19 protein-coding genes are annotated in these 19,139 nt (G+C 69.0%); 8 read left to right on the top strand and 11 right to left on the bottom strand.

The annotated features are described in order from the left end of the window. Window positions 1-15: 15 nt before the first annotated feature. Entirely contained in the window at window positions 16-1,548 is a 1,533-nt protein-coding gene (locus tag ABL838_RS27275; protein ID WP_418122773.1) for a VWA domain-containing protein, read from the bottom strand. 136 nt (window positions 1,549-1,684) lie between these two features. On the opposite strand from ABL838_RS27275, the gene ABL838_RS27270 reads away from it, so the two are divergent. Together ABL838_RS27270 and ABL838_RS27265 are read left to right on the top strand one after the other, a co-directional pair. Further along, on the top strand, window positions 1,685-2,353 hold the full coding sequence (locus tag ABL838_RS27270) for a sigma-70 family RNA polymerase sigma factor (RefSeq protein WP_126023649.1): 669 nt from the start codon (window positions 1,685-1,687) through the stop codon (window positions 2,351-2,353). Next, complete coding sequence (locus ABL838_RS27265) at window positions 2,350-3,756, top strand: hypothetical protein (protein ID WP_418122772.1); 1,407 nt, start codon at window positions 2,350-2,352, stop codon at window positions 3,754-3,756. Before ABL838_RS27270 ends, ABL838_RS27265 begins: the two co-directional genes overlap by 4 nt. A gap of 16 nt (window positions 3,757-3,772) precedes the next feature. On the opposite strand, the gene ABL838_RS27260 is transcribed toward ABL838_RS27265, so the two are convergent. After that, entirely contained in the window at window positions 3,773-4,552 is a 780-nt protein-coding gene (locus ABL838_RS27260; protein WP_369660771.1) for an enoyl-CoA hydratase, read from the bottom strand. Between the two features lie 135 nt (window positions 4,553-4,687). On the opposite strand from ABL838_RS27260, the gene ABL838_RS27255 reads away from it, so the two are divergent. Next, on the top strand, window positions 4,688-5,278 hold the full coding sequence (locus tag ABL838_RS27255; protein WP_260319379.1) for a DUF2325 domain-containing protein: 591 nt from the start codon (window positions 4,688-4,690) through the stop codon (window positions 5,276-5,278). Between the two features lie 263 nt (window positions 5,279-5,541). Here ABL838_RS27255 and ABL838_RS27250 read toward each other — a convergent pair whose 3' ends face one another. Genes ABL838_RS27250 through ABL838_RS27240 form a run of 3 tightly spaced genes read right to left on the bottom strand, consistent with a single transcriptional unit; the run spans window position 5,542 to window position 9,267 of the window. Next, entirely contained in the window at window positions 5,542-7,371 is a 1,830-nt protein-coding gene (locus ABL838_RS27250; protein ID WP_184640832.1) for a M61 family metallopeptidase, read from the bottom strand. Next, window positions 7,371-8,093 carry a DsbC family protein gene (locus tag ABL838_RS27245; protein ID WP_184640831.1) on the bottom strand — a complete coding sequence of 241 codons (723 nt, stop codon included), beginning with the start codon at window positions 8,091-8,093 and terminating at the stop codon, window positions 7,371-7,373. Before ABL838_RS27245 ends, ABL838_RS27250 begins: the two co-directional genes overlap by 1 nt. Window positions 8,094-8,139: 46 nt before the next feature. Then, on the bottom strand, window positions 8,140-9,267 hold the full coding sequence (locus tag ABL838_RS27240) for an FAD-dependent monooxygenase (protein ID WP_418122771.1): 1,128 nt from the start codon (window positions 9,265-9,267) through the stop codon (window positions 8,140-8,142). 118 nt (window positions 9,268-9,385) lie between these two features. Here ABL838_RS27240 and ABL838_RS27235 point away from each other — a divergent pair, with 118 nt between their 5' ends. Next, a complete protein-coding gene (locus ABL838_RS27235) occupies window positions 9,386-10,273 on the top strand; it encodes an MOSC domain-containing protein (protein WP_418122770.1) in 888 nt (295 codons plus the stop codon). A gap of 22 nt (window positions 10,274-10,295) precedes the next feature. Here the strand turns inward: ABL838_RS27235 and rbsD are convergent, their stop codons facing one another. Genes rbsD through ABL838_RS27205 form a run of 6 tightly spaced genes read right to left on the bottom strand, consistent with a single transcriptional unit; the run spans window position 10,296 to window position 16,370 of the window. Continuing rightward, window positions 10,296-10,688: a D-ribose pyranase gene (gene rbsD / locus ABL838_RS27230; protein WP_418122769.1), complete on the bottom strand. Its 393-nt coding sequence runs from the start codon at window positions 10,686-10,688 to the stop codon at window positions 10,296-10,298. After that, a complete protein-coding gene (gene rbsK / locus ABL838_RS27225) occupies window positions 10,685-11,662 on the bottom strand; it encodes a ribokinase (RefSeq protein ID WP_418122768.1) in 978 nt (325 codons plus the stop codon). Before rbsK ends, rbsD begins: the two co-directional genes overlap by 4 nt. Then, entirely contained in the window at window positions 11,659-12,756 is a 1,098-nt protein-coding gene (locus ABL838_RS27220; RefSeq protein ID WP_126023639.1) for a LacI family DNA-binding transcriptional regulator, read from the bottom strand. Before ABL838_RS27220 ends, rbsK begins: the two co-directional genes overlap by 4 nt. A 34-nt stretch (window positions 12,757-12,790) precedes the next feature. Further along, a complete protein-coding gene (locus ABL838_RS27215; protein WP_418122766.1) occupies window positions 12,791-13,783 on the bottom strand; it encodes an ABC transporter permease in 993 nt (330 codons plus the stop codon). Further along, window positions 13,780-15,378: a sugar ABC transporter ATP-binding protein gene (locus tag ABL838_RS27210; protein ID WP_418122765.1), complete on the bottom strand. Its 1,599-nt coding sequence runs from the start codon at window positions 15,376-15,378 to the stop codon at window positions 13,780-13,782. The genes ABL838_RS27215 and ABL838_RS27210 overlap by 4 nt, the downstream gene beginning before the upstream one ends. A 38-nt stretch (window positions 15,379-15,416) precedes the next feature. Beyond that, window positions 15,417-16,370 (bottom strand): sugar ABC transporter substrate-binding protein, encoded by a 954-nt coding sequence (locus ABL838_RS27205; RefSeq protein WP_184640824.1) that lies wholly within the window; start codon window positions 16,368-16,370, stop codon window positions 15,417-15,419. Window positions 16,371-16,579: 209 nt separating this feature from the next. Between ABL838_RS27205 and ychF the strand changes: the two genes are divergently transcribed. The 4 genes from ychF (at window position 16,580) to ABL838_RS27185 (ending at window position 19,138) form a co-directional block, all read left to right on the top strand. Further along, window positions 16,580-17,671 (top strand): redox-regulated ATPase YchF, encoded by a 1,092-nt coding sequence (gene ychF / locus ABL838_RS27200; protein ID WP_126023635.1) that lies wholly within the window; start codon window positions 16,580-16,582, stop codon window positions 17,669-17,671. Between the two features lie 26 nt (window positions 17,672-17,697). Next, on the top strand, window positions 17,698-18,219 hold the full coding sequence (locus ABL838_RS27195; protein ID WP_184640823.1) for a zeta toxin family protein: 522 nt from the start codon (window positions 17,698-17,700) through the stop codon (window positions 18,217-18,219). Beyond that, the gene (locus tag ABL838_RS27190; RefSeq protein WP_126023634.1) at window positions 18,216-18,401 is read left to right on the top strand and encodes a hypothetical protein; all 186 of its coding nucleotides are present in this window, start codon (window positions 18,216-18,218) and stop codon (window positions 18,399-18,401) included. Before ABL838_RS27195 ends, ABL838_RS27190 begins: the two co-directional genes overlap by 4 nt. 62 nt (window positions 18,402-18,463) lie before the next feature. Continuing rightward, a complete protein-coding gene (locus ABL838_RS27185; protein WP_418122764.1) occupies window positions 18,464-19,138 on the top strand; it encodes a glutathione S-transferase in 675 nt (224 codons plus the stop codon). The last annotated feature ends 1 nt before the right edge of the window (window position 19,139 follow it).

Here is a 19,139-nt window from a genome sequence, read left to right as displayed (position 1 = left end):
GACTTTTGCGGCCGCTCAACCACCCGCCGGCAACCTGCCCAATTCTTCGGAAACCAGCCGCACGATCAGCTTGTCCAGCGTCTGCACCGAATAGTTGCCGACGTCGTGCACGGTCTGCGTTCCCGGGCCGCTCGCCGGGTTGGCCGCGTCCTTGTAGGTGAGGAACACGAAGCGCCCGCCGGTGTACTGCGCAATCTGGCGCTGGATGTATTCGCCCTGCTTGTCCAGGCCCGATGCGCCCACGCTGAACACCTTGATGCCCTTGCCCAGCGCGGCGACCATGTCGTCGTCGTATTGCGGGCCGCCGTAGTCGAGGTGCGGCGGCGCGTCGGCCAGAAGCACCACGAGGCGCGTGGTGTCGTTGCCGCGCCAGCTCAGCTTGTGGACGGTTTCGTTGAGCGCCTCGTTCATCGCCTCGGGGTAGTCGCCGCCGCCCGCGGCGCGCAGCGCGTCCAGCACGCCCTGAAAGCCGTCGAGGTCGTTGGTGAAGTCGTGGCGGCGCACGAGGAACTCGTCGCCGCGGTCGCGATACGCCACGAGGCCGAAGCAAGTGTCGGGGCGGCTGGGCAGCCGGGCGACCTGGTCGGCGATGGTGCGCAGGGTGGCCTTGAGCTTGGCGATCTCGTCATCCATCGAGCCGGTGGCGTCGATCAGGAAGACCAGGTCGAGCCTCGCGCGCGCGGGCACGGCGCCCGGCTTGCCGCCCAGCACCACGTCGACCGCGTTCTTCTGGCCGCGCTGCAGAAAAACGGTGCTCTGGCGGCCGTTCTTGCGCACGGTGACTTCATAGACCGCGCTGTGTGCCTTGTCGAAGGCGTTCGGATGCAGCCACGCGCGCCCGCCCGCATCGGTGCGGGCCCACATGGCAGCGCCGTTGGCGGCTTGCACGGCCACTTCGGCATCGGGCACGACCGCGCCGCGCGCATCGCGCACCTGCAGCAGGTAGCGCACGCTGATGTCGCGCTCGCGATGGGGGACCTGCGTGCGGCCGTGGAAGGCCAGGTATTCGCTGAAGTCGGCGTTGTCGTCGACCATGCCGGCGGTGACGGGTTCGTTGGCCGGGCGCTGGGCTTGCACAGGCGCTTGAAGCTCGCCGGCCGCGCGAGCCGCGGGGGCGGGCGCGACGGGTGCTACCGGGGCCGGCGGCGCCTCCGCGATGGCATCCGCGAGAGCTGCTCCAGCCGGTGCCGACTTGGCCGCTGGCGTCGCCATCGGCTTTGGCGTCGTGGGCGAAGGCACGACCGCAGGGCTCGCCCTGTATTCCTTCGACAGCTCGGCGTACCTGCGCTCTTCCCGCGCGCCCGAGACGCGCGGCATGCCTGGCGTCTCGTAGGTCCGTACCGGCCGTGCGCAGTGCGTGGCGGAAGGGGCATCGAAGTTCGGCACCGTCTGCGTCGGCAGCGTGCGGCTGTCGGGCGCGGGTGTCGGCCAGCGCACGGAGCTTCCGATGGCGGGCATTTCGGTGGCGCCGCTGGCGCCCAGCAGCAGCTGGGCGCACAGCAGCACGACGAGCGGGCGGCTGAACCGGTAAACGAAAGGCTGGGTCATGGAAGCACTCCGGGTGGTTGGGTGCTGGCTGATACGGCCTGCTTGCGCCGTCGGGGTTAGCCGGCTGCGAATTTTTTTGCCGCCTCGAACCCCGGTGCGCCTCTTCGCCCGTACAAGCTCGGGTGAAAATCCTCCGATGTCCGCGCTTCCCCGCGCCCCTTCAGCCAAGAACGCCCCCGAGCGCCAGGCCATGCCCGACGATCAGTTGATGCTGGCCTATGCGCAGGGCGACGCTGCCGCGTTCGACGTGCTCTACGCGCGCCACGAGGGCGGGCTGTTCCGCTTCGTCAAGCGTCTGCTGGGTGCGCGGCTCGCGGCGCAGGCCGACGAAGTGTTCCAGGACACCTGGGTGCGGATCATCTCGGCGCGCGAGAGCTTCTCGCCGCAGGGCGCGACGTGGCGCACCTGGGCTTTCACCATCGCGCACAACCTGGCCATGGACCGCCTGCGCGTGAGCGGGCGCGAAGTGACGCTCCAAGCGCATGCGGACGATGACGACAGCCCCGTGCCCACGCTCGAACACGGCGTGCGCGGCGCGGCGGCCGATGCGGCGTCGCATCCCTCGGCGGAGGAGCTCGCGTTCTGGCGCGCCGCGGGCCGCCGCCTGCTCGCCTGCCTGGACGAACTCCCGGCCGAGCAGCGCGCCGCGTTCCTGCTGCATCACGAAGACGGCCTGACCGTCGAGGCGCTGGCCGCGAGCCTGGAGATCGGCTTCGAGACCGTGCGCAGCAGGCTGCGCTACGGCCTGCAGAAACTGCGCGGCTGCATGGAACGCTACCTGTCGGTGCTGGAGAAGCGGGCATGAGCGGCGGCAACGAAAACTCCAACTTCGACGACCTGCGCGACCCGGCGTTGCGCCGCGCGCTCGACCATGCGCCAGACAGCGAGGCCACGCCCCATCCGCGCACGCGCGAGGCGATCCTGAAGATGGCGCACAACCTCGCCGCCGCGCCTGCGAACGCAGGCCCCGCGGCCAACAACGCGAGCGCCGCGCCCTGGTGGCGCCGTCTCTTCGGTGGCGGCGGGCCGCATGCGCGCATGCCGTGGAATGCCGCCTTCGCCACCGTGCTGGTTGCCGCCTTCGTGACGGTGCTCTGGCACAAGGAGCCCGTGCCGGATGCGCGGCTCGATGGCGAGGCGCGGGTGGGCGAAGCGACTGCGCCGGCGCCGGCACAAGCACCTGCAGCGCTGCCCGCACCAGCACCAGCACCAGCTACCCCGGCCGCGCCTGCCGCACCGGCTGCACCGAAGCCAGCCGCGCCTCCAGCAAAGGCAGCCACTGCACAGGCGGAGACGCAGGCAGCGCCCGCAGCGGCGGCGCCTGCTCCCGCTCCCGCCAGAGCGCCCGCAGCACCTGCACCTGAATCGGAACAGCGCGCCAGGATCGCGCGCGAGTCGGCAGACTCTTCAGCCAAAAGGGCGCCCAAGGAGGCCGCCAACACGGCGAGCGTGGATGCCGCACGGAAAGCCGAGCCGGCGCCCCCGCTCCTGCAGGCGGCGCCTGCCGCACCTGTTGCTCCGGTTGCCCCGGCTGCTCCGGCTCCCGTCTCGCCGTCTGCATCGATCGCACCGGCTCCGCCGCCTCCGGTCGTCGCCGAGCAGGCTGCGCCGGCACCGCTTCCCGCTCCCATCGCCCGCGATGAGCGTCGTGAAGCGCAAACGGAGGGGGAACAGCGGCGCCGTGCCTACGCGGCGGGTGCGCCTGCTGTGCCGCCGCCGGCCGCGGTTCCTGCGCCCGCACCTGGCGCCGCGCCGGCGTATCGCGAACCGCTTCAGGATTCCGCGCCCGTGCTCGCGCAGCAGGACAACGCCCGCACGGGTTCCTCCGGCGCGGTGCGTCCATCCGCGCCGGCTCCTTCGGCGGCCAAGGCCATCGCGCCGCGAAGCGCGGCGCCTTTCTCGGCGCTGGATCGTTGGACTTCCCTGGGCTTCACGCGCAACGGCGAGAGCGTGCGCCGCGAGCGCGGCGACATCGAAGGCTTGGCGGCGCTGGTGGGCACCGTGGCGCGATCGGCCACGGCGCCCGACGAGCCGCTGGCCGCGCCGGTGGAGGCGCGGCTCGAGCTCTATCGGGGGAAGTCGCTGGTCGCGGTGATGGAGATCGCCGGCGACCAGGTGCGCTGGACGCCGCAGCCCGGCGGCGCGGCGCTGGTCGGCACGCCGCCGGCCCAGGCGCTCGACGCGCTGCGTTCGCTGCTGCAGCGCTGACTGAGCAATTCCGCCGTCAGGCGTTCTTGAAGTCGGGCTGGCGCTTGGTCAGGAAGGCGTCCATGCCTTCCTTCTGGTCCTGCGTGGCGAACAGCGCGTGGAACAGGCGGCGCTCGAACATCACGCCGTCGCTCAGGCCGCTCTCGAAGGCGCGGTTGACCGATTCCTTGGCCGCCATCACCGAGATCTGCGAGAAGCCGCAGATCACCAGCGCCGCGCCCAGTGCCTCGTCGGCGAGCTTCTCGTAAGGCACCACGCGGCTGACGAGGCCGGCGCGCTCGGCTTCGGCCGCGTCCATCATGCGGGCAGTGAGCACCATGTCCATGGCCTTGCTCTTGCCCACCGCGCGCGGCAGGCGCTGCGTGCCGCCGGCGCCGGGGATCACGCCGATCTTGATCTCGGGCTGGCCGAACCTGGCGTTGTCGGCCGCGATGATGAAGTCGCACATCATCGCCAGCTCGCAGCCGCCGCCGAGCGCGAAGCCGGCCACCGCGCCGATCACCGGCTTGCGGATGGAGCGGATGGTTTCCCAGTTGCGGGTGATGTAGTCGCCCTTGTAGGTGTCGATGAAGCTGTACTTGGCCATCGCCGCGATGTCGGCGCCGGCGGCGAAGGCGCGCTCGCTGCCCGTGAGGATGATGCAGCCGATGGCGTCGTCGGCATCGAAGGCCTTCAGGGCCTGGCCCAGCTCGGTCATGAGCGCGTCGTTCAGCGCGTTCAGGGCCTTGGGGCGGTTGAGGGTGATGATGCCGACCTTGCCTGCTTCGGTCCGCACTTCGATGTTTTCGTAGCTCATGGTGTCTCCGGGGGGAACGGGAAAGGGGAAGAAAAACGCGCTTCACTATACCCAGCATGGCCGGCGGGGTGATCCGCTGCGGATTGCTTCAATTGAGAATTGCTCTCATCTAGAATGCCCGCCATGGAGTTCCCGATGCAAGAACATGCCGTGTTGCTGCGGGCCTATGCCCGCGTTCAGGAGCGCTGCTCGCGCCTGCTGGTCGAGCAGGCAGCCCTGGTCGAAAAGCTCGAAGCGCAGATCGTGCGGCTGCGCGGCGCGCTGGTGGCGCGGGATTCGGCCATCGCCATCGTGCGCGAGGAGCTCGCGGCGCGAGCCTCCGCGGGCGGTGCGCTGCCGAAGCGGCTGCATGCGCTGCTGATGCCGGGCAGCAAGCGCCACCTGAAGCCGTCGGAGGCGCCTGCGCCGGCCGACCTGCGCGAGAAGGCGGTGCTGTGCGTGGGGCAGGGCGACGAGGCGCCGACCTCGCTCGCGCGCCAGCTGGTGGAGATCGCCGGTGGCCGCTACCTGCATCACGACGGCGGCGACGAGGCGGACGACGCCGCGCTCGAAGCCAGCCTGCGCGCGGCCGATCTCGTGATCTGCCAGACCGGGTGCGTGAGCCACGGCGCCTACTGGCGCGTGCAGGACCACTGCCGGCGCACCGGCAAGCCCTGCGTGCTGGTGGGCGAACCCCAGCCGATGATGTTCGTGCGCCACCCCGTGGTGGCAGGAGAAAACGGTTAGGGCCTGTTCACACTATTTCCGGGGTCGCGAAGGGCAGACAGGGCGGGCCAATCAAGGCGCGCGACGACGCGTGTGCATGAGCACACGCTAGGAGTGCAACGCCGAGTGGCCCGCCCTGGCTGCCCTTCCCGCAGGGTTGGCGTTACAAGGGGCCGTCTGCGGCGTTGCCCGCGCTTGCAAGGCGAAAGCCCTGCTGCGCGCGGGCGCCTTGCAGCCAGCCCCTTGTAACGCCAACGCGACCCCGGAAATAGTGTGAACAGGCCCTATCCGCCCAGCCAGCCCGTCACTTTGCCGGCATCGTGCGAGAACAGCCGCCAGGTGGTCACCCCGGTCGGCAGCGCCAGCGGTAGCCTGATCAGCTTGCGGTCGCGCGCCACGATGGCGGTGCACTTCGTCGCATCGCCCAGGTAGAGCGCCAGGTCGTCGAGCTTGGCGATGCGCCAGGCCTGCGCCGGTCGCTGCTGGCCCTTCCTGCCGGATGCGGGCAGCTCGATGCCGATCCACTCGTCGTTGGCAGAGAAGCCGGCCTTCTCGGCGGCGCCGCCGCGCAGCACCACCTTCACCTGCACGCCGCCGTTGGCTTCGGCCACGCGCAGGCCCAGCGCCTGCGCCGGCTGAGACGGGTCTTCGAGCGTGGCCACGCCGTGCGAGCGCAGCAGCAGCGAGAGCGGGAGCTCTTCCGTCGAATGCACCCAGCGCGCCAGTTCCTGCCCGTACGAGCGGCCGCCCACCGCTTCGAGCGCGGCTGCGATGTCTTCCTCGCTGATCGGCCCGCCCTCGCTGTGCTTCCACAGATGGCGCATCACGTCGTCGAGCGTGCCCTTGCCTTCGTGGCGCAGCGTGAGATCGAGGCACAGCGCCACCAGCGCGCCCTTGGTGTAGTAGCTCACCGTGCTGTTGGGCGTCTGCTCGTCCTGGCGGTAGTACTTGACCCAGGCGTCGAAGCTCGCGTCGGCCACCGGCTGCACCAGCCGGCCGGGCGTCTGCATGACCTGGTTGATGGTCTTGTTCAGCAGCCGCAGGTAGCCCGCGTCGTCGATGCGCCCGGCGCGCCGCAGCAGCAGGTCGTCGTAATAGCTGGTGAAGCCTTCGAAGAACCACAGCAGCTGCGTGTAGTTCTCCTGGCTGTAGTCGTAGCGCGCGAACTCCGCCGGCCGCATGCGCTTGACGTTCCAGGTGTGGAAGTACTCGTGGCTGATGAGCCCCAGCAGCGTGGTGTAGCCATCGGGCTGCTTCTTCTTCTCGCCCAGTTGCGGCAGGTCGCGCCGGTTGCAGATCAGCGCGGTGGAATGGCGATGCTCGAGCCCGCCATAGCCGTCGTCGACCACGTTGAGCATGAACACGTAGCGGTCGATCGGCGGCTTCGCACCGCCGCGCTTGCCGACCTTGTCGCCGTGCCAGAAGCGCATCTCGGCTTCGCAGATGGCCTTGGTGTCGGCGATGAGCCTGTCGCCGTCGAACGAGGCGGCTGCGCCGGCCACCACGAAGCGGTGCGGCACGCCGCAGGCTTCGAAGTCGGCGCTCCAGAAGGCGCCCATCTCGACGGGGCTGTCGGCCAGCTCGTCGTAGCCCGACGCGATGTAACTGCCGAAGCCGTACTTGTCGGCCTTCAGCGGCACGAGCGCGGTGGCGCACGACCAGCGCGGGCTGTCGCCATCGACATGCGCGGGCGCGACGATCTCCATCGCGTGCGGCGATTCGGTCTGTCCCTCGACGCGCAGGCACACGCTGGTGCCGTTGAAGAAGCCGCGCTCGGCGTCGAGCCAGGCGGTGCGCACCGAGTTGTCGTACGCGCAGACCTGGTAGTTCAGCACCAGCGGCTGCCCGGGTGTGCATTCGACCAGCCAGCTGCATTTGTCGAGCTGCGTCAGCACCGGCTTGCGGCGGCCCTGCGTGGCGCGCAGGCCCTGCAGGTTCTTCGCGAATTCGCGCACCAGGTAGCTGCCAGGAATCCATACCGGCAGCGACACGCGCTGCTGCGCGGCGGGCGCGTCGATGGTGAGGGTGACGCCGAACAGGTGCGCGTGCGGGTCGGCGCATTCGACGCGGTAGTGCACGCCTGCCGCGTGCCGCGCTGGGGCCTTCGTCGCCATCAGCTGGACGACGCGGCGAGTTGCTTCTCGACCTGCTCCGCGGGAATGGCACCCGGCGTGCGCGTGCCGTCGCTGAAGATCAGCGTGGGCGTGCCGGTGATGTTGTACTTGCGGCCGAAGTCGACGTTGCGCTGCAGCGCGGTCACGTCGCAGCTCGAGGGCGCGGTGGCCGGGCGGGTGCTCGATTCCATCCAGTCGCTCCAGGCCTTGCCCTTGTCCTTGCTGCACCAGATGTCGCGCGACTTGACGTTCGAATCGGGGCCGAGCACCGGGTACAGGAACAGGTACACGGTGACGTTGTCGACCGTCTTCATGTCCTTCTCGAAGCGCTTGCAGTAGCCGCAGTTCGGGTCTTCGAACACGGCCAGCTTGCGCTTGCCGTTGCCGCGCACGATCTTGATCGAGTCCTTCAGCGGCAACTGGTCGAAGGCGACGGCGCTGAGCTTCTCGACGCGCTCCTCGGTCAGGTTCTTGCGCGCCTTCACGTCGATCAGGTTGCCCTGGAAGAGGTAGTTGCCCTGCTCGTCGGTGTAGAAGATCTGCGAGCCGTTCACGCGCACTTCGTACACGCCCGGGACCGGCGACTTCGACACCTCGTCGATGGCCGGGAACTGCGGAATGCGCGAGGGCAGGTTCTTGCGGATCTCGGCTTCGCCCGCGGTGGCGGCCACGACCGCGCCGAGCGTGCAGGCGGCGAGAAGAAGGTTGCGTACGAGTGTCATCGGAAGTCCGTTTGTTCGGTCGGGATTCAGTCGAAGGGGTAGGGCCTCAGGCCTTCAGGCCCATGGCCTGCGCGGTGATCCAGTGCTTGACGAGGCGCGTGCGGTCGAAACCGCGCATGCCCCAGTTGCGCAAGGCCTGCAGCGGGCCCAGGTCGTGCGCGAAGAGCTGCTGCAGCCCGTCGGTCGCGAGGCTCATCTGCAGCACGTCGGTGCGGCGGGCGCGCTCGTAGCGGCGCATTAGCCGAGCATCGCCCACGCTGCGCCAGTAGTCGCGGTTCTTGATCACGCAGGCCAGCTCGGCGGCGTCGGCCAGTCCCAGGTTCAGGCCCTGGCCGGCGAGCGGGTGCACCGTGTGCGCGGCGTCGCCCGCCAGCGCCCACGAGCGGTTCGGCTGGCCGGGCATGGCACCGGTCCAGCGGTCGGCGATGGCGCGGGCCAGCGGCCAGGCGGAGCGCTCGCTGGTGAGCCGGAGCGCGCCGAGCGCGTTGTGGCTGGCCTCGGTGACCGCGGCGGCGAACTCTTCGTCGCCCTGCGCGAGAAGCTCGGGCGCTCGCAGCTGGTCGGCCGACCACACCAGCGCGACCGTCCTGCCGTGCGTGCCGTCCAGCGGCAGCAGCGCGAGCACCTCGCCCTTGTCGTTGAACCACTGGCGAGCGATGCCGTCGTGCGACTGCACTGCTTCCAGCCGGGCCGCGATGGCGTGCTGCGGATAGCGAGTGACCTCGTAGCTCACGCCGAGGGCCTCGCGCGTGGTGCTGGCCTTGCCCTCGCACACCACGGTCAGCGGCGCGGCCACGGGCTCGGCCACGACTTCGATCTGGGGCTGGAAGCGCACAGCGTCGGCCAGCTGCTTTTCGAGCGCGGGCACGTCGACGATCCAGGCCAGTGCATCGACCTTCTGGCGTGCGGCGCTGAACTGCACCCGGCCGCCTTCGTCGCCATGCACCAGCATTTCGCGCACGGCCGTGGCGTGGGCCGCATCGGGCCAGGCGCGCAGAGATTCGAGCAGCGCGCGGGAGGCGGTATTGAGCGCGTAGGCGCGGATGTCTTCCTTGCCCTGCGCGGCCGGCGGCACCACCAGCGCGACGCGCACGCGCTCGCGGGCGAGCAGCAGGGCCAGCGTACGGCCGACGATGCCGGCGCCGCGAATGCAAACTTCTGGGGGGAGAGCCATCGAAGGATTGTAGGAGTTGCCCGTCCGGCGCGGACCCGGGGTCTTTTCCCGGTGGCCCACGGTCTTGCCGCCGCTGCGATACGGGACAATCGCGGCCGAATTCCAAGGAAACCCCACCGTGTCCGCTTCCCAGCCCGCCTTCGATCTCCAGGCCACCATCTCGCGCCTGTTCGTCTACCCAGTGAAATCCTGCGCCGGCGTCGAGCTTCCCGAAATGCTGCTGACCGAGACGGGGCTGGAGTTCGACCGCGCCTGGATGGTGGTCGACGCGCAGGGCGAGTTCGTCACCCAGCGGCAGCTGCCGCGCATGGCGCTGATCAAGCCGCAGATGAAGCACACCGAAGTGGTGCTGCGCGCGCCCGGCATGCTGGCGCTGCACCTGGCCTTCGACCGGGTCGAGAAGCCGGTGCGGGTTCGCGTGTGGAAGGACGAAGTCGCCGCCTACGACATGGGCGACATCGCCGCGCAATGGTTCAGCGACTTCCTCTCGGAGCCCGGCAAGCCGCAGACCTTGCGCCTGGTGCGCTTCGACCCCGAGCACAGGCGCCTGTCGAGCATGAAGTGGACCGACGGCGTGGAGGCGCAGACGCAGTTCGCCGACGGCTACGCGCTGCTGGTGGCGAGCGAAGGCTCGCTCGCCGAGCTCAACGACCGTCTCGCGGCGCAGGGCCATGGCGCCGTGGGCATCGAGCGCTTCCGCCCGAACATCGTGCTCGCCGGCATCGAGTCGCACGACGAGGACCGCGTCGACGCGCTGCACATCACGACCGGCGAGGGCGAGGCCGAGCTGCGCCCCGTCAAGCCCTGCACGCGCTGCCCGATTCCCGACATCGACCCGGCGACCGCGCTGAGCAGTCCGGAAGTCGGCAACACGCTGCGCACATACCGCGCCGACGCGCGCGTGGACGGCGGCATCACCTTCGGCATGAACTGCATCGTGATCCAGGGCGTGGAGCACACGCTCAAGGTCGGGCAGCCGGTGGGCGCGAACTACAAGTTCGAATGAAAGTCGGCGCCCGGTTGGCGCCTCAGAACTTCACCCCTGCGATCAGGATGATGTTCGCGTAGGGCGTGCATTCGCCCGTGCGCACCATGGCGCGGGCCTTCGCGGTACGGCGCTTGAATTCCTCGTGCGACACCGTCTGGGGCTCGATGCCCAGCGATCGCGGATACCAGCCGGGCAGCTTCTTCGCATCGCCGAGCGCTTCGTCGGCAATCACGATGGCTTCCACCTGCATCTCCGACAGCACCGCCTGCAGCACCTCGTCGAGCGTCGGCACGCCGCGCGCCACCGCAAGGTCGATGCGGCGCGGGCCGTCGGGAATGGGCAGGCCGGCGTCGCCGAGCACGAGCATGTCGCCATGGCCCAGCGAGGCGATCACGTGGGAGAGTTCGGCGTGCAGCAGGGCGGTGCGTTTCAAAGCTTGATCCAGTCGGGGGGCATGGGGCTGCGCAGCACGGCATCGCGCTGCGGAATGGAGGGCTGGGCGCCCGGCTGCTGGATGCACAGTGCCGCTGCGCGGATTCCGAGACGTACGGCCTCGTCGAAGCCCTGGCCTTCGCCCAGCGCGACGGCGAGGGCGCCCAGGAATGTGTCGCCGGCCGCCGTCGTGTCGACCGCCTGCACCTTCGGTGCCGGATGATGGCGCGCGCCGTCGGCATCGACGGCCACCGCGCCGCGCGAGCCCAGCGTGACGACCACGCGCGCGATGCCCTTGGCACGCAGTGCCTGGCCCGCATGCGCGGCCTCCTCGGGGCTGTCGGCGGATTGGCCGCAAAGCGTCTGTGCCTCGATCTCGTTGACCACCAGCGTGTCGATCTTCGGCCACAGAGGCTCGGCGATGGCCTGCACGGGCGAAGGGTTCAGCAGCACCTTGCAGCCCGCCTCGTGCGCCACCGCGATGGCGCGCGCGACCTGGTCGAGCGGCGTCTCGAATTGCGCCACCAGGAAGGCGGCGCCCTGCACCTGCTGCTTCAGCGCGGCCTCGTCGGCCTCCAGCCAGGCGTTGGCGCCGGGGATCATCACGATGCGGTTCTGCCCGCTGTCTTCCACCAGGATCAGCGCCGTGCCGGTGGGCTCGCCCGCAACGGTGCGCAGGGAAGCGATGTCGATGCCGTCGCGCTCCAGCGAATCGCGCAGCGCCTTGCCGTGCGCGTCGTCGCCGACGCAGCCGATCATGCGCACGCTGCCGCCCTGGCGCGCGCAGCTCACCGCCTGATTGGCGCCCTTGCCGCCGGGGATGTCGGCGATCGAATGGCCCAGCAGGGTCTCGCCCGCGGCCGGCGCGTGCGGTACGCGCACGACCAGGTCCATGTTGAGGCTGCCGAACACCACGATGCGCGGTGCCGCGGCACGGCCATCGGTGCTGCTGCTGGAAGAAGGCTTCAGGCTCACGAGGTGCGGGACTTTCGGGGTTGCTGGGAGGGCGTTTCGGCGGCAGCCGGCGCGGGAGCGGGGGCTTCGCGGAAGCTCGCGTGGCGCGCAGTGGAGGCGCGCACGCACAGCTCGGGCTGCAGCACCACCTTGCGCGCGTCGCGGCGCTTGCCGCCCACGCGCTCCAGCAGCATGTCGACCGCCAGCGCGCCGATGCGCTCCTTGGGCTGAGCCACGGTGGTGAGCGCGGGGCTGGTGTAGGCCGAGAGTTCGATGTCGTCGAAGCCGACGATCGAGAGCTCGTCGGGCACGCGCACGCCGCTCTCGTGCGCCGCGCGCAATGCGCCGATGGCCATCAGGTCGTTGCAGACGAACACGGCCGAGGGCTTCTGCTCGGTGCGCAGGATGGCGTGCATCGCCTCGTAGCCGCCCTGGCTGGTGAAGCCGCCGCGCCACAGCAGCGAATCGGTGCTGGCGATGCCGGGCGCGGCACCGGCTTCGGCCAGCGCCATGCGCCATCCCTCGATGCGCTGCTCGCTGGGCATCACGCCCACCGGCCCGCCGATGCAGGCGATGCGCTTGTGGCCCAGCGACAGCAGGTGCCGCACGGCGAGCAGGCCGCCCTGCATGTGGGCGGTCTCGACCAGGTCGCACACGGGGTTGGCGATCTCGCGGTCGACCAGCACGGTCGGCACGCGCAGGCCATTGAGCTGCTTCGCCAGGTCGTTGTCGCCGCTCTCGCCGGTCGACACCACGATCAGCCCGTCGATGCGGCGCTCGGCCAGCACCTGCAGGTAGACGCTCTGGCGGCGGGGCTCGTCGTCGGTGTTGCACAGCACCAGCGTGTAGCCGGCGCCGAAGCAGCGGTCCTCCACAATGCGCACGATCTCGGCGAAATAGGGGTTGGAGCTGTTGGGAATCAGCATGCCCAGCGTCGAGGTGGTGTTGCTCTTGAGGCTGCGCGCCATCGCGTTGGGCACGTAGCCCAGCTCGCGGATGGCGAGCTCCACCCGCTCGCGCACCTTGGCGCTCACGTGGCGCGTGTCGTTGACCACATGCGATACGGTGGTGACCGACACCTCCGCCTTCAGCGCGACGTCCTTGATGGTGGCCATGGTTCTATTCCTCTTGCTGGATGGGCGGCGGCGATCAGGCCAGCCGGCGTTCCGCGCGGCGCTGGCGCAGCGTGTCGATGATCACCGCCACCACGATCACCGCGCCGGTGATGATCCGCTTGCTCGGCTCGCTGGCACCCACCTGCGCGAGGCCGGCTTCCAGCGCCGCGATGATCAGCACGCCGAAGAAGGTGTTGACGACCGAGCCGCGCCCGCCCATCAGGCTGGTGCCGCCGATGACCACGGCCGCGATCACCTGCAGCTCGATGCCCACGCCCGCGTTCGGGTCGGCGGCTTCGAGGCGGGCCGACTGCATCAGGCCCGCGAGGCCGGCCAGCAGCCCGGTGACGGCGAACACGATGATGCGGATGGGGCGCGGATCGACGCCGGCCAGCCGCATCGCCTCTTCATTGGTGCCGATGCCCACCACGTGGCGGCCGAACACGGTGCGCGTGAGCACCATCTGCCCGATGACCACCAGCACCACCGCCAGCACGAAGGCGGCGGAGATGCCCCCGATCCACGGAGCGGCCAGGCCCGAGATGGCGTCGCCCACGTACTGCGTGCGCGAATCGGTCACGAGGTAGGCGCCGCCGCGCACCGCCTCCAGCATGCCCAGCGAGACGATGAAGCTCGGCAGCCGCCAGGCCACCGACACCGCGCCGGTGACCGTGCCGCAGACCAGGCCCGTGGCCAGGCCGAGCGCGGCGGCCAGCGGCACCGAGAGCTTCCATTCGAGGATGGCGGCGGCGGTGACGGCGGCGCTGAGCGCCAGCACCGAGCCCACCGACAGGTCGATGCCCGCGATGATCAGCACGAAGGTCATGCCGACCGCCATCACGGCCAGCGCGGGAATCTCGTTGGCGATGGAGACGAAGGTCTCGCGCGTCAGGAAGTATTCGCTGAGCGAGCCGAAGAGGGCGATCATGCCCACGAGCACGACCGTGAGGCCCAGGTAGGTGCCGAGCTGGCCCTTCAGCGCGGAGGGCGTGGGCGGCGTGTTGGATGTCGTAGAGGCGGCGTTCATGGTGTGTCGGCGGTGACCGGGATCGGATCGGAAACGGGGGATACCGTCGGCGGATTGGCTGCTGCTGCGTGTCCTGTCGCGTCGCTGAATGCCGCGGCCAGCAGCGATTGTTCGGTCCATTCTCCGCGCTCGAACACCGCGACCAGGCGCCCGGCGCTCATCACGCCGATGCGGTCGCACATGGCCATGAGTTCGCGCAGGTCGCTGGACACCATCAGCAGCGCCTTGCCGGCGTCGGTCATGCGGTCGAGCTCGGCGTAGAGGTCGGCGCGCGCGCCCACGTCCACGCCGCGCGTGGGTTCGTCCAGCAGCAGCACCTTGCATTCGCGGTGCAGCCAGCGCGCGAAAACCACCTTCTGCTGGTTGCCGCCGCTGAGCGTGGAAACCGGCTGCTCGATGCTGCGCGAGCGGATGCGCAGCAGTTCCACCAGCTTGCGCGCGATGCCGCGTTCCTTGGCGCCGCGCAGCCACCCGGCGTGCGAGATCGCGCCCAGGTCGCTCAGCGTGGCGTTGACGCGGATCGACTGCGGCAGCAGCAGGCCCTGCGACTTGCGGTCTTCGGTGACCAGGCCGATGCCCGCGCGGATCGCCTGCATCGGCGAGCGCCAGCCCTTGCGGACGTGGTGCGTGGCTTGCCCGTCGGCATGCAGCGTGATCTCGCCGCGGTCGGCGCGGTCTGCTCCGAACAGCAGGCGCACCAGCTCGGTCCGGCCCGAGCCGACCAGGCCGGCCAGGCCCATGACTTCGCCCGCGCGCAGGTTGATGTCGACGTCGCGAACGACCTGCGCCCGGCCGATGCCGCGCGCGCTCAGCAGCACCGGTCCCGCCACGCGGCGGTCGCGACCCTCGTGCTCGTGCACCGCACGGCCCACCATGCGCTGCACCAGTTCGGATTCGCGCACACCGGCCATGGCGCGCACATCCACCAGCCTGCCGTCGCGCAGCACCGCCACGCGGTCGGCGATGCGCTGAAGCTCCTCGAGGCGGTGCGAGACGTAGACGATGGCCACGCCGCGCGCCTTCAGCAGGTCGATCTGCTCGAACAGGTGCGAGGTTTCGCGCGGCGTGAGCATGGCGGTGGGCTCGTCGAGCACCAGCACGCGCGTGTCGTCCTGCAGGTTGCGCGCGATCTCCACCATCTGCTGCTGGCCGATGCCCAGCCGCGCCACGGGCGTGGCCGGGTCGATGTTCTGCATGCCGATCTTGGCGAGCTGGCGCGCGGCCAGCTCGTGCAGCCTGGCCTTGCGTATCCAGCCGGTCTTGTTGGGCAGGCGGTCGAGCAGCAGGTTCTCGGCCACCGACAGCGTGGTGACGAGGCCGAGCTCCTGCATGACCATGCGCACGCCCAGGCGCTCCGCGTCGCGGCGCGAGGTGGGCGCGAAGGGCTTGCCGTCGAGCAGCATCCGGCCGCGCGTGGGCTGCACCAGGCCGCAGACGATCTTCGACAGCGTGCTCTTGCCCGCGCCGTTCTCGCCCGTGAGGGCCAGCACTTCGCCGGGGTTGAGCACGAGCGAGACGTCGTCCAGCACCGGCGCCGCGTAGTCCTTGCCCATGGCGCTCAGGGAGAGCACGGGCAGGGCCGTTGTGAGATTCATGGCGGCGGATGCTGTCAACGTCTGCTCTTTCCGGTTTCTTACTTGGAGTCCTTGGTGACCAGCACCACGTCGGTCTTCACCTCGGCGGGCATTTCCGACTGCTTCTTGTTCTCTGCGAGGGCCTTCAGCGCGGTCTCGATGCCGAACACCGCCTGCTTGGCGGCGAACTGGTCGGCGGTGGCGAGCACGCGGCCGTCCTTCAGCATCGGCTTGATGGCGCCGATGTTGTCGTAGCCGACCACCAGCACCTTGCCAGTCTTGCCGGCGGCCTTGACGGCAGCCACGGCGCCCAGCGCCATGCTGTCGTTGCCCGCGAGCAGCGCCTTCAGGTCGGGGTGCTCGCGCATCATGCCGGCGGCCACGGTATTGCCCTTGTCGATTTCCCACTGGCCCGACTGCACGCCCACCACCGTCACGCCGGCGGCCTTCATCGCGTCCTGGTAGCCCAGCGTGCGCTGCTGCGCATTGAAGGTGGTCGACACGCCTTCGATGATGCCGACCTTGTCGCCCGCCTTCAGTTCTTTGGCGAGCGCGTCGCCCACCAGCTTGGCGCCGGCGCGGTTGTCGGGGCCGACGAAGGGAACCTGGATGCCCTTTTCCTTGAGCGCGGCGGCGTCGAACTGGTTGTCGATGTTGACCACCAGGATGCCCTTGTCGATGGCGGCCTTCACCGCGGGCACCAGCGCTTTCGAATCGGCCGGCGCGATGACCAGCGCGTTGATCTTCTGCGCCACCATCTGCTCGACCATCTTGATCTGCGCGGCGGTGTCGGTTTCGTCCTTGATGCCATTGGCCACCAGCGTGTACTTCGAGGCGTTGGCCTTCTGGTGCGCCTTGGCGCCGTCTTCCATGGTGCGGAAGAACTCATTGGCGAGCGACTTCATGACCAGCGCGACCTTGGGCTTGTCCTGCGCGAAGGCGGGCGTTCCGGCCATGGCTCCCAGCAGCGTCAGTGCGGCAGCGCTTTGCAGGGTACGGCGGGTGAACTTCATGGTGGATGTCTCCTGGGATAGGTTGATCGGAACGGGTGCGCCGGTCTTTGCCGGGGCGCCGATGTTAACTGAGGGAAACGTTTGCGCAAACGTTTGCCGATTGGGTCTTACCCTGATGCATCCGTGGGCTCGAATGCTGTTCGAAGACCTGTCCGGCGGGCGCCAAACCATGCTCGCCTAAAATTCGCGGTTATCCAAGAGGACCTCCCATGAGTTTGCAATGCGGCATCGTCGGCCTGCCCAACGTCGGTAAATCCACTCTTTTCAATGCGCTGACCAAGGCCGGCATCGCGGCGGAGAACTATCCCTTCTGCACCATCGAACCCAACGTGGGCGTGGTGGAAGTGCCCGATCCGCGCCTCGACCAGCTCGCCGAGATCGTCAAGCCCGAGCGCGTGGTTCCCGCCATCGTCGAATTCGTCGACATCGCCGGCCTGGTGGCCGGCGCCAGCACCGGCGAAGGCCTGGGCAACAAGTTCCTGGCCCACATCCGCGAGACCGATGCCACCGTCAATGTGGTGCGCTGCTTCGATGACGACAACGTCGTCCACGTGGCCGGCAAGGTCGACCCGATCTCCGACATCGAAGTCATCCAGACTGAGCTGTGCCTGGCCGACCTCGCCACCGTCGAGAAGGCGCTGGCCCGCCACACCAAGGTGGCCCGTTCGGGCGACAAGGACGCGCAGAAGCTGGTCGGCCTGCTCGAGCGCTGCCAGGCCGCGCTGAACGAGAACACGCCGGTGCGCGCGCTCGAGTTCACCAAGGAAGAGCGCCCGCTGGTCAAGAGCTTCACGCTGATCACCGCCAAGCCCGCGATGTTCGTGGGCAACGTGTCGGAAGACGGCTTCGAGAACAACCCGTACCTCGACCGCCTGCGCGAGTACGCCGCCAAGCAGGGCGCGCCCGTGGTCGCCATCTGCGCCAAGATCGAAGCCGACCTCGCCGAGATGGACGACGAGGACAAGAAGATGTTCCTCGCCGAGATCGGCCAGGAAGAGCCGGGCCTGAACCGCCTGATCCGCGCGGCCTTCAAGCTGCTGGGCCTGCAGACTTACTTCACCGCCGGCGTGAAGGAAGTGCGCGCCTGGACCATCCACATCGGCGACACCGGTCCGCAGGCGGCAGGCGTGATCCACGGCGACTTCGAGAAGGGCTACATCCGCGCCCAGACCATCGCCTTCGAGGACTACATCGCCTACAAGGGCGAGCAGGGCGCGAAGGACGCGGGGAAGATGCGTTCGGAAGGCAAGGAATACGTCGTCAAGGATGGCGACGTGATGAACTTCCTGTTCAGTTCCTGATTCCCGCCGGGTGAAATGCCCCTCTGATGAGCCGTCCCAAGATCGTCATCATTGCGGGCCCCAACGGCGCGGGCAAGACTACCTTCGCCCGCGCCTTCCTTCCGCAGGAGGCGCAGGTTTCGCGTTTCATCAATGCGGATCTGATCGCAGCCGGACTGTCTCCCTTCGCTCCGGAAGCGGAAGCCATCAAGGCCGGTCGGCTGATGCTGGAGGAAATCGCGGAATGCGTCCGTCGGCGGGAGAGCTTCGCTTTCGAAACCACCTTGTCGGGGCTGGGCTATCTGCGTCACATCGGTGCATGGAGAGCCTCGGGCTACCACGTGAGCCTTTTCTTCCTGGCGCTCCCGACGGCAGAATTTGCGATTGCGCGTGTGGCGGAGCGTGTTCGCCAGGGTGGTCATCACATTCCTGAAGACGTGATTCGCCGTCGCTTCGTGTCGGGGCGCAGGAATTTCGACGACAGCTACCGCGGAGCGGTCGATGCCTGGGCTCTGTACGACAACGCCGGTGAAGAGCCGGCACTCATCGAATGGGGAGAAGCACCATGACCAATGAGCAACTGGCACAAGCTAAGGACAAGGATCTTGCGGCTTCGCTGATTGCGATCCGGCGCGCTGCGCGGGCGGCGCGGGAAGCCGCAGTGCGCACCAACACCGCCATCGTGGTGCAGCGAGACCAGAAGCCGGTCCGTGTCACGGCCGACGAGTTGCGCAAAGCCGGCGTGAAGTGAATCGACGGCGCGGGGTTGTTGGATAGACTCCGCGCGCCCTGTCTTCTTCCAGGCCCCGCCCCATGCTCACCGTCCACCACCTCAACAACTCCCGCTCGCAGCGCGTGCTCTGGCTGCTCGAAGAGCTGGAGCTGCCCTACGAGATCGTGCATTACCAGCGCGATCCGCGGACCATGTTGGCGCCCGCTTCGCTGCGGGCCGTTCATCCGCTGGGGAAGTCACCGGTTGTCACGACGGATGACGGACTGACGCTCGCGGAGTCGGGCGCGATCATCGAGACGGTGATCGAGCGCTACGGCAACGGTCGCCTTGCGCCCGCCGCAGGTTCGCTGGAGGCGGTGCGCTATCGCTACTGGCTGCATTTCGCGGAGGGCACGGCGATGTCGCCGCTGCTGATGAAGCTGATCTTCGACCGCATCGAGACGAGCAGGATGCCTTTCTTCGCGCGGCCGGTGGCCAAGGCGATCGCGGCGAAGACGAAGTCGGCGTTCATCCATCCGAACATCGCCAATCATCTGAACTACATGGAAGCCGAGCTCGGCAAGAGCGAGTGGTTCGCCGGCGATGCGTTCACGGGCGCGGACATCCAGCTGAGCTTCGTGGTCGAGGCCGCGCAGGCGCGTGGGGGGCTCGATGCGAAGCGGCCGAAGCTGATGGCGTACCTTGAGCGCATCCACTCGCGTCCTGCGTACAAGCGCGCGCTGGAGCGCGGCGGGCCCTACGAGCTGCTGAACTGAG

This window comes from Variovorax sp. 160MFSha2.1 (assembly GCF_048305075.1).
GTDB lineage: Bacteria > Pseudomonadota > Gammaproteobacteria > Burkholderiales > Burkholderiaceae_C > Variovorax > Variovorax guangxiensis.
Note: the sequence above shows the minus strand (reverse complement) of the source record. Positions and strands in the feature narration are given on the sequence as shown.

Excerpts from the sequence above, each read along its gene's own strand:
- ychF (WP_126023635.1), top strand. The coding sequence starts at position 16,580 with ATGAGTTTGCAATGCGGCATCGTCGGCCTGCCCAACGTCGGTAAATCC.
- ABL838_RS27215 (WP_418122766.1), bottom strand. The coding sequence starts at position 13,783 with ATGAACGCCGCCTCTACGACATCCAACACGCCGCCCACGCCCTCCGCG.
- ABL838_RS27195 (WP_184640823.1), top strand. The coding sequence starts at position 17,698 with ATGAGCCGTCCCAAGATCGTCATCATTGCGGGCCCCAACGGCGCGGGC.
- ABL838_RS27210 (WP_418122765.1), bottom strand. The coding sequence starts at position 15,378 with ATGAATCTCACAACGGCCCTGCCCGTGCTCTCCCTGAGCGCCATGGGC.
- ABL838_RS27260 (WP_369660771.1), bottom strand. The coding sequence starts at position 4,552 with ATGAGCTACGAAAACATCGAAGTGCGGACCGAAGCAGGCAAGGTCGGC.
- ABL838_RS27270 (WP_126023649.1), top strand. The coding sequence starts at position 1,685 with ATGTCCGCGCTTCCCCGCGCCCCTTCAGCCAAGAACGCCCCCGAGCGC.
- ABL838_RS27190 (WP_126023634.1), top strand. The coding sequence starts at position 18,216 with ATGACCAATGAGCAACTGGCACAAGCTAAGGACAAGGATCTTGCGGCT.
- ABL838_RS27250 (WP_184640832.1), bottom strand. The coding sequence starts at position 7,371 with ATGGCGACGAAGGCCCCAGCGCGGCACGCGGCAGGCGTGCACTACCGC.
- ABL838_RS27275 (WP_418122773.1), bottom strand. The coding sequence starts at position 1,548 with ATGACCCAGCCTTTCGTTTACCGGTTCAGCCGCCCGCTCGTCGTGCTG.
- ABL838_RS27240 (WP_418122771.1), bottom strand. The coding sequence starts at position 9,267 with ATGGCTCTCCCCCCAGAAGTTTGCATTCGCGGCGCCGGCATCGTCGGC.
- ABL838_RS27255 (WP_260319379.1), top strand. The coding sequence starts at position 4,688 with ATGCAAGAACATGCCGTGTTGCTGCGGGCCTATGCCCGCGTTCAGGAG.
- ABL838_RS27245 (WP_184640831.1), bottom strand. The coding sequence starts at position 8,093 with ATGACACTCGTACGCAACCTTCTTCTCGCCGCCTGCACGCTCGGCGCG.
- ABL838_RS27185 (WP_418122764.1), top strand. The coding sequence starts at position 18,464 with ATGCTCACCGTCCACCACCTCAACAACTCCCGCTCGCAGCGCGTGCTC.
- ABL838_RS27205 (WP_184640824.1), bottom strand. The coding sequence starts at position 16,370 with ATGAAGTTCACCCGCCGTACCCTGCAAAGCGCTGCCGCACTGACGCTG.
- ABL838_RS27265 (WP_418122772.1), top strand. The coding sequence starts at position 2,350 with ATGAGCGGCGGCAACGAAAACTCCAACTTCGACGACCTGCGCGACCCG.
- ABL838_RS27220 (WP_126023639.1), bottom strand. The coding sequence starts at position 12,756 with ATGGCCACCATCAAGGACGTCGCGCTGAAGGCGGAGGTGTCGGTCACC.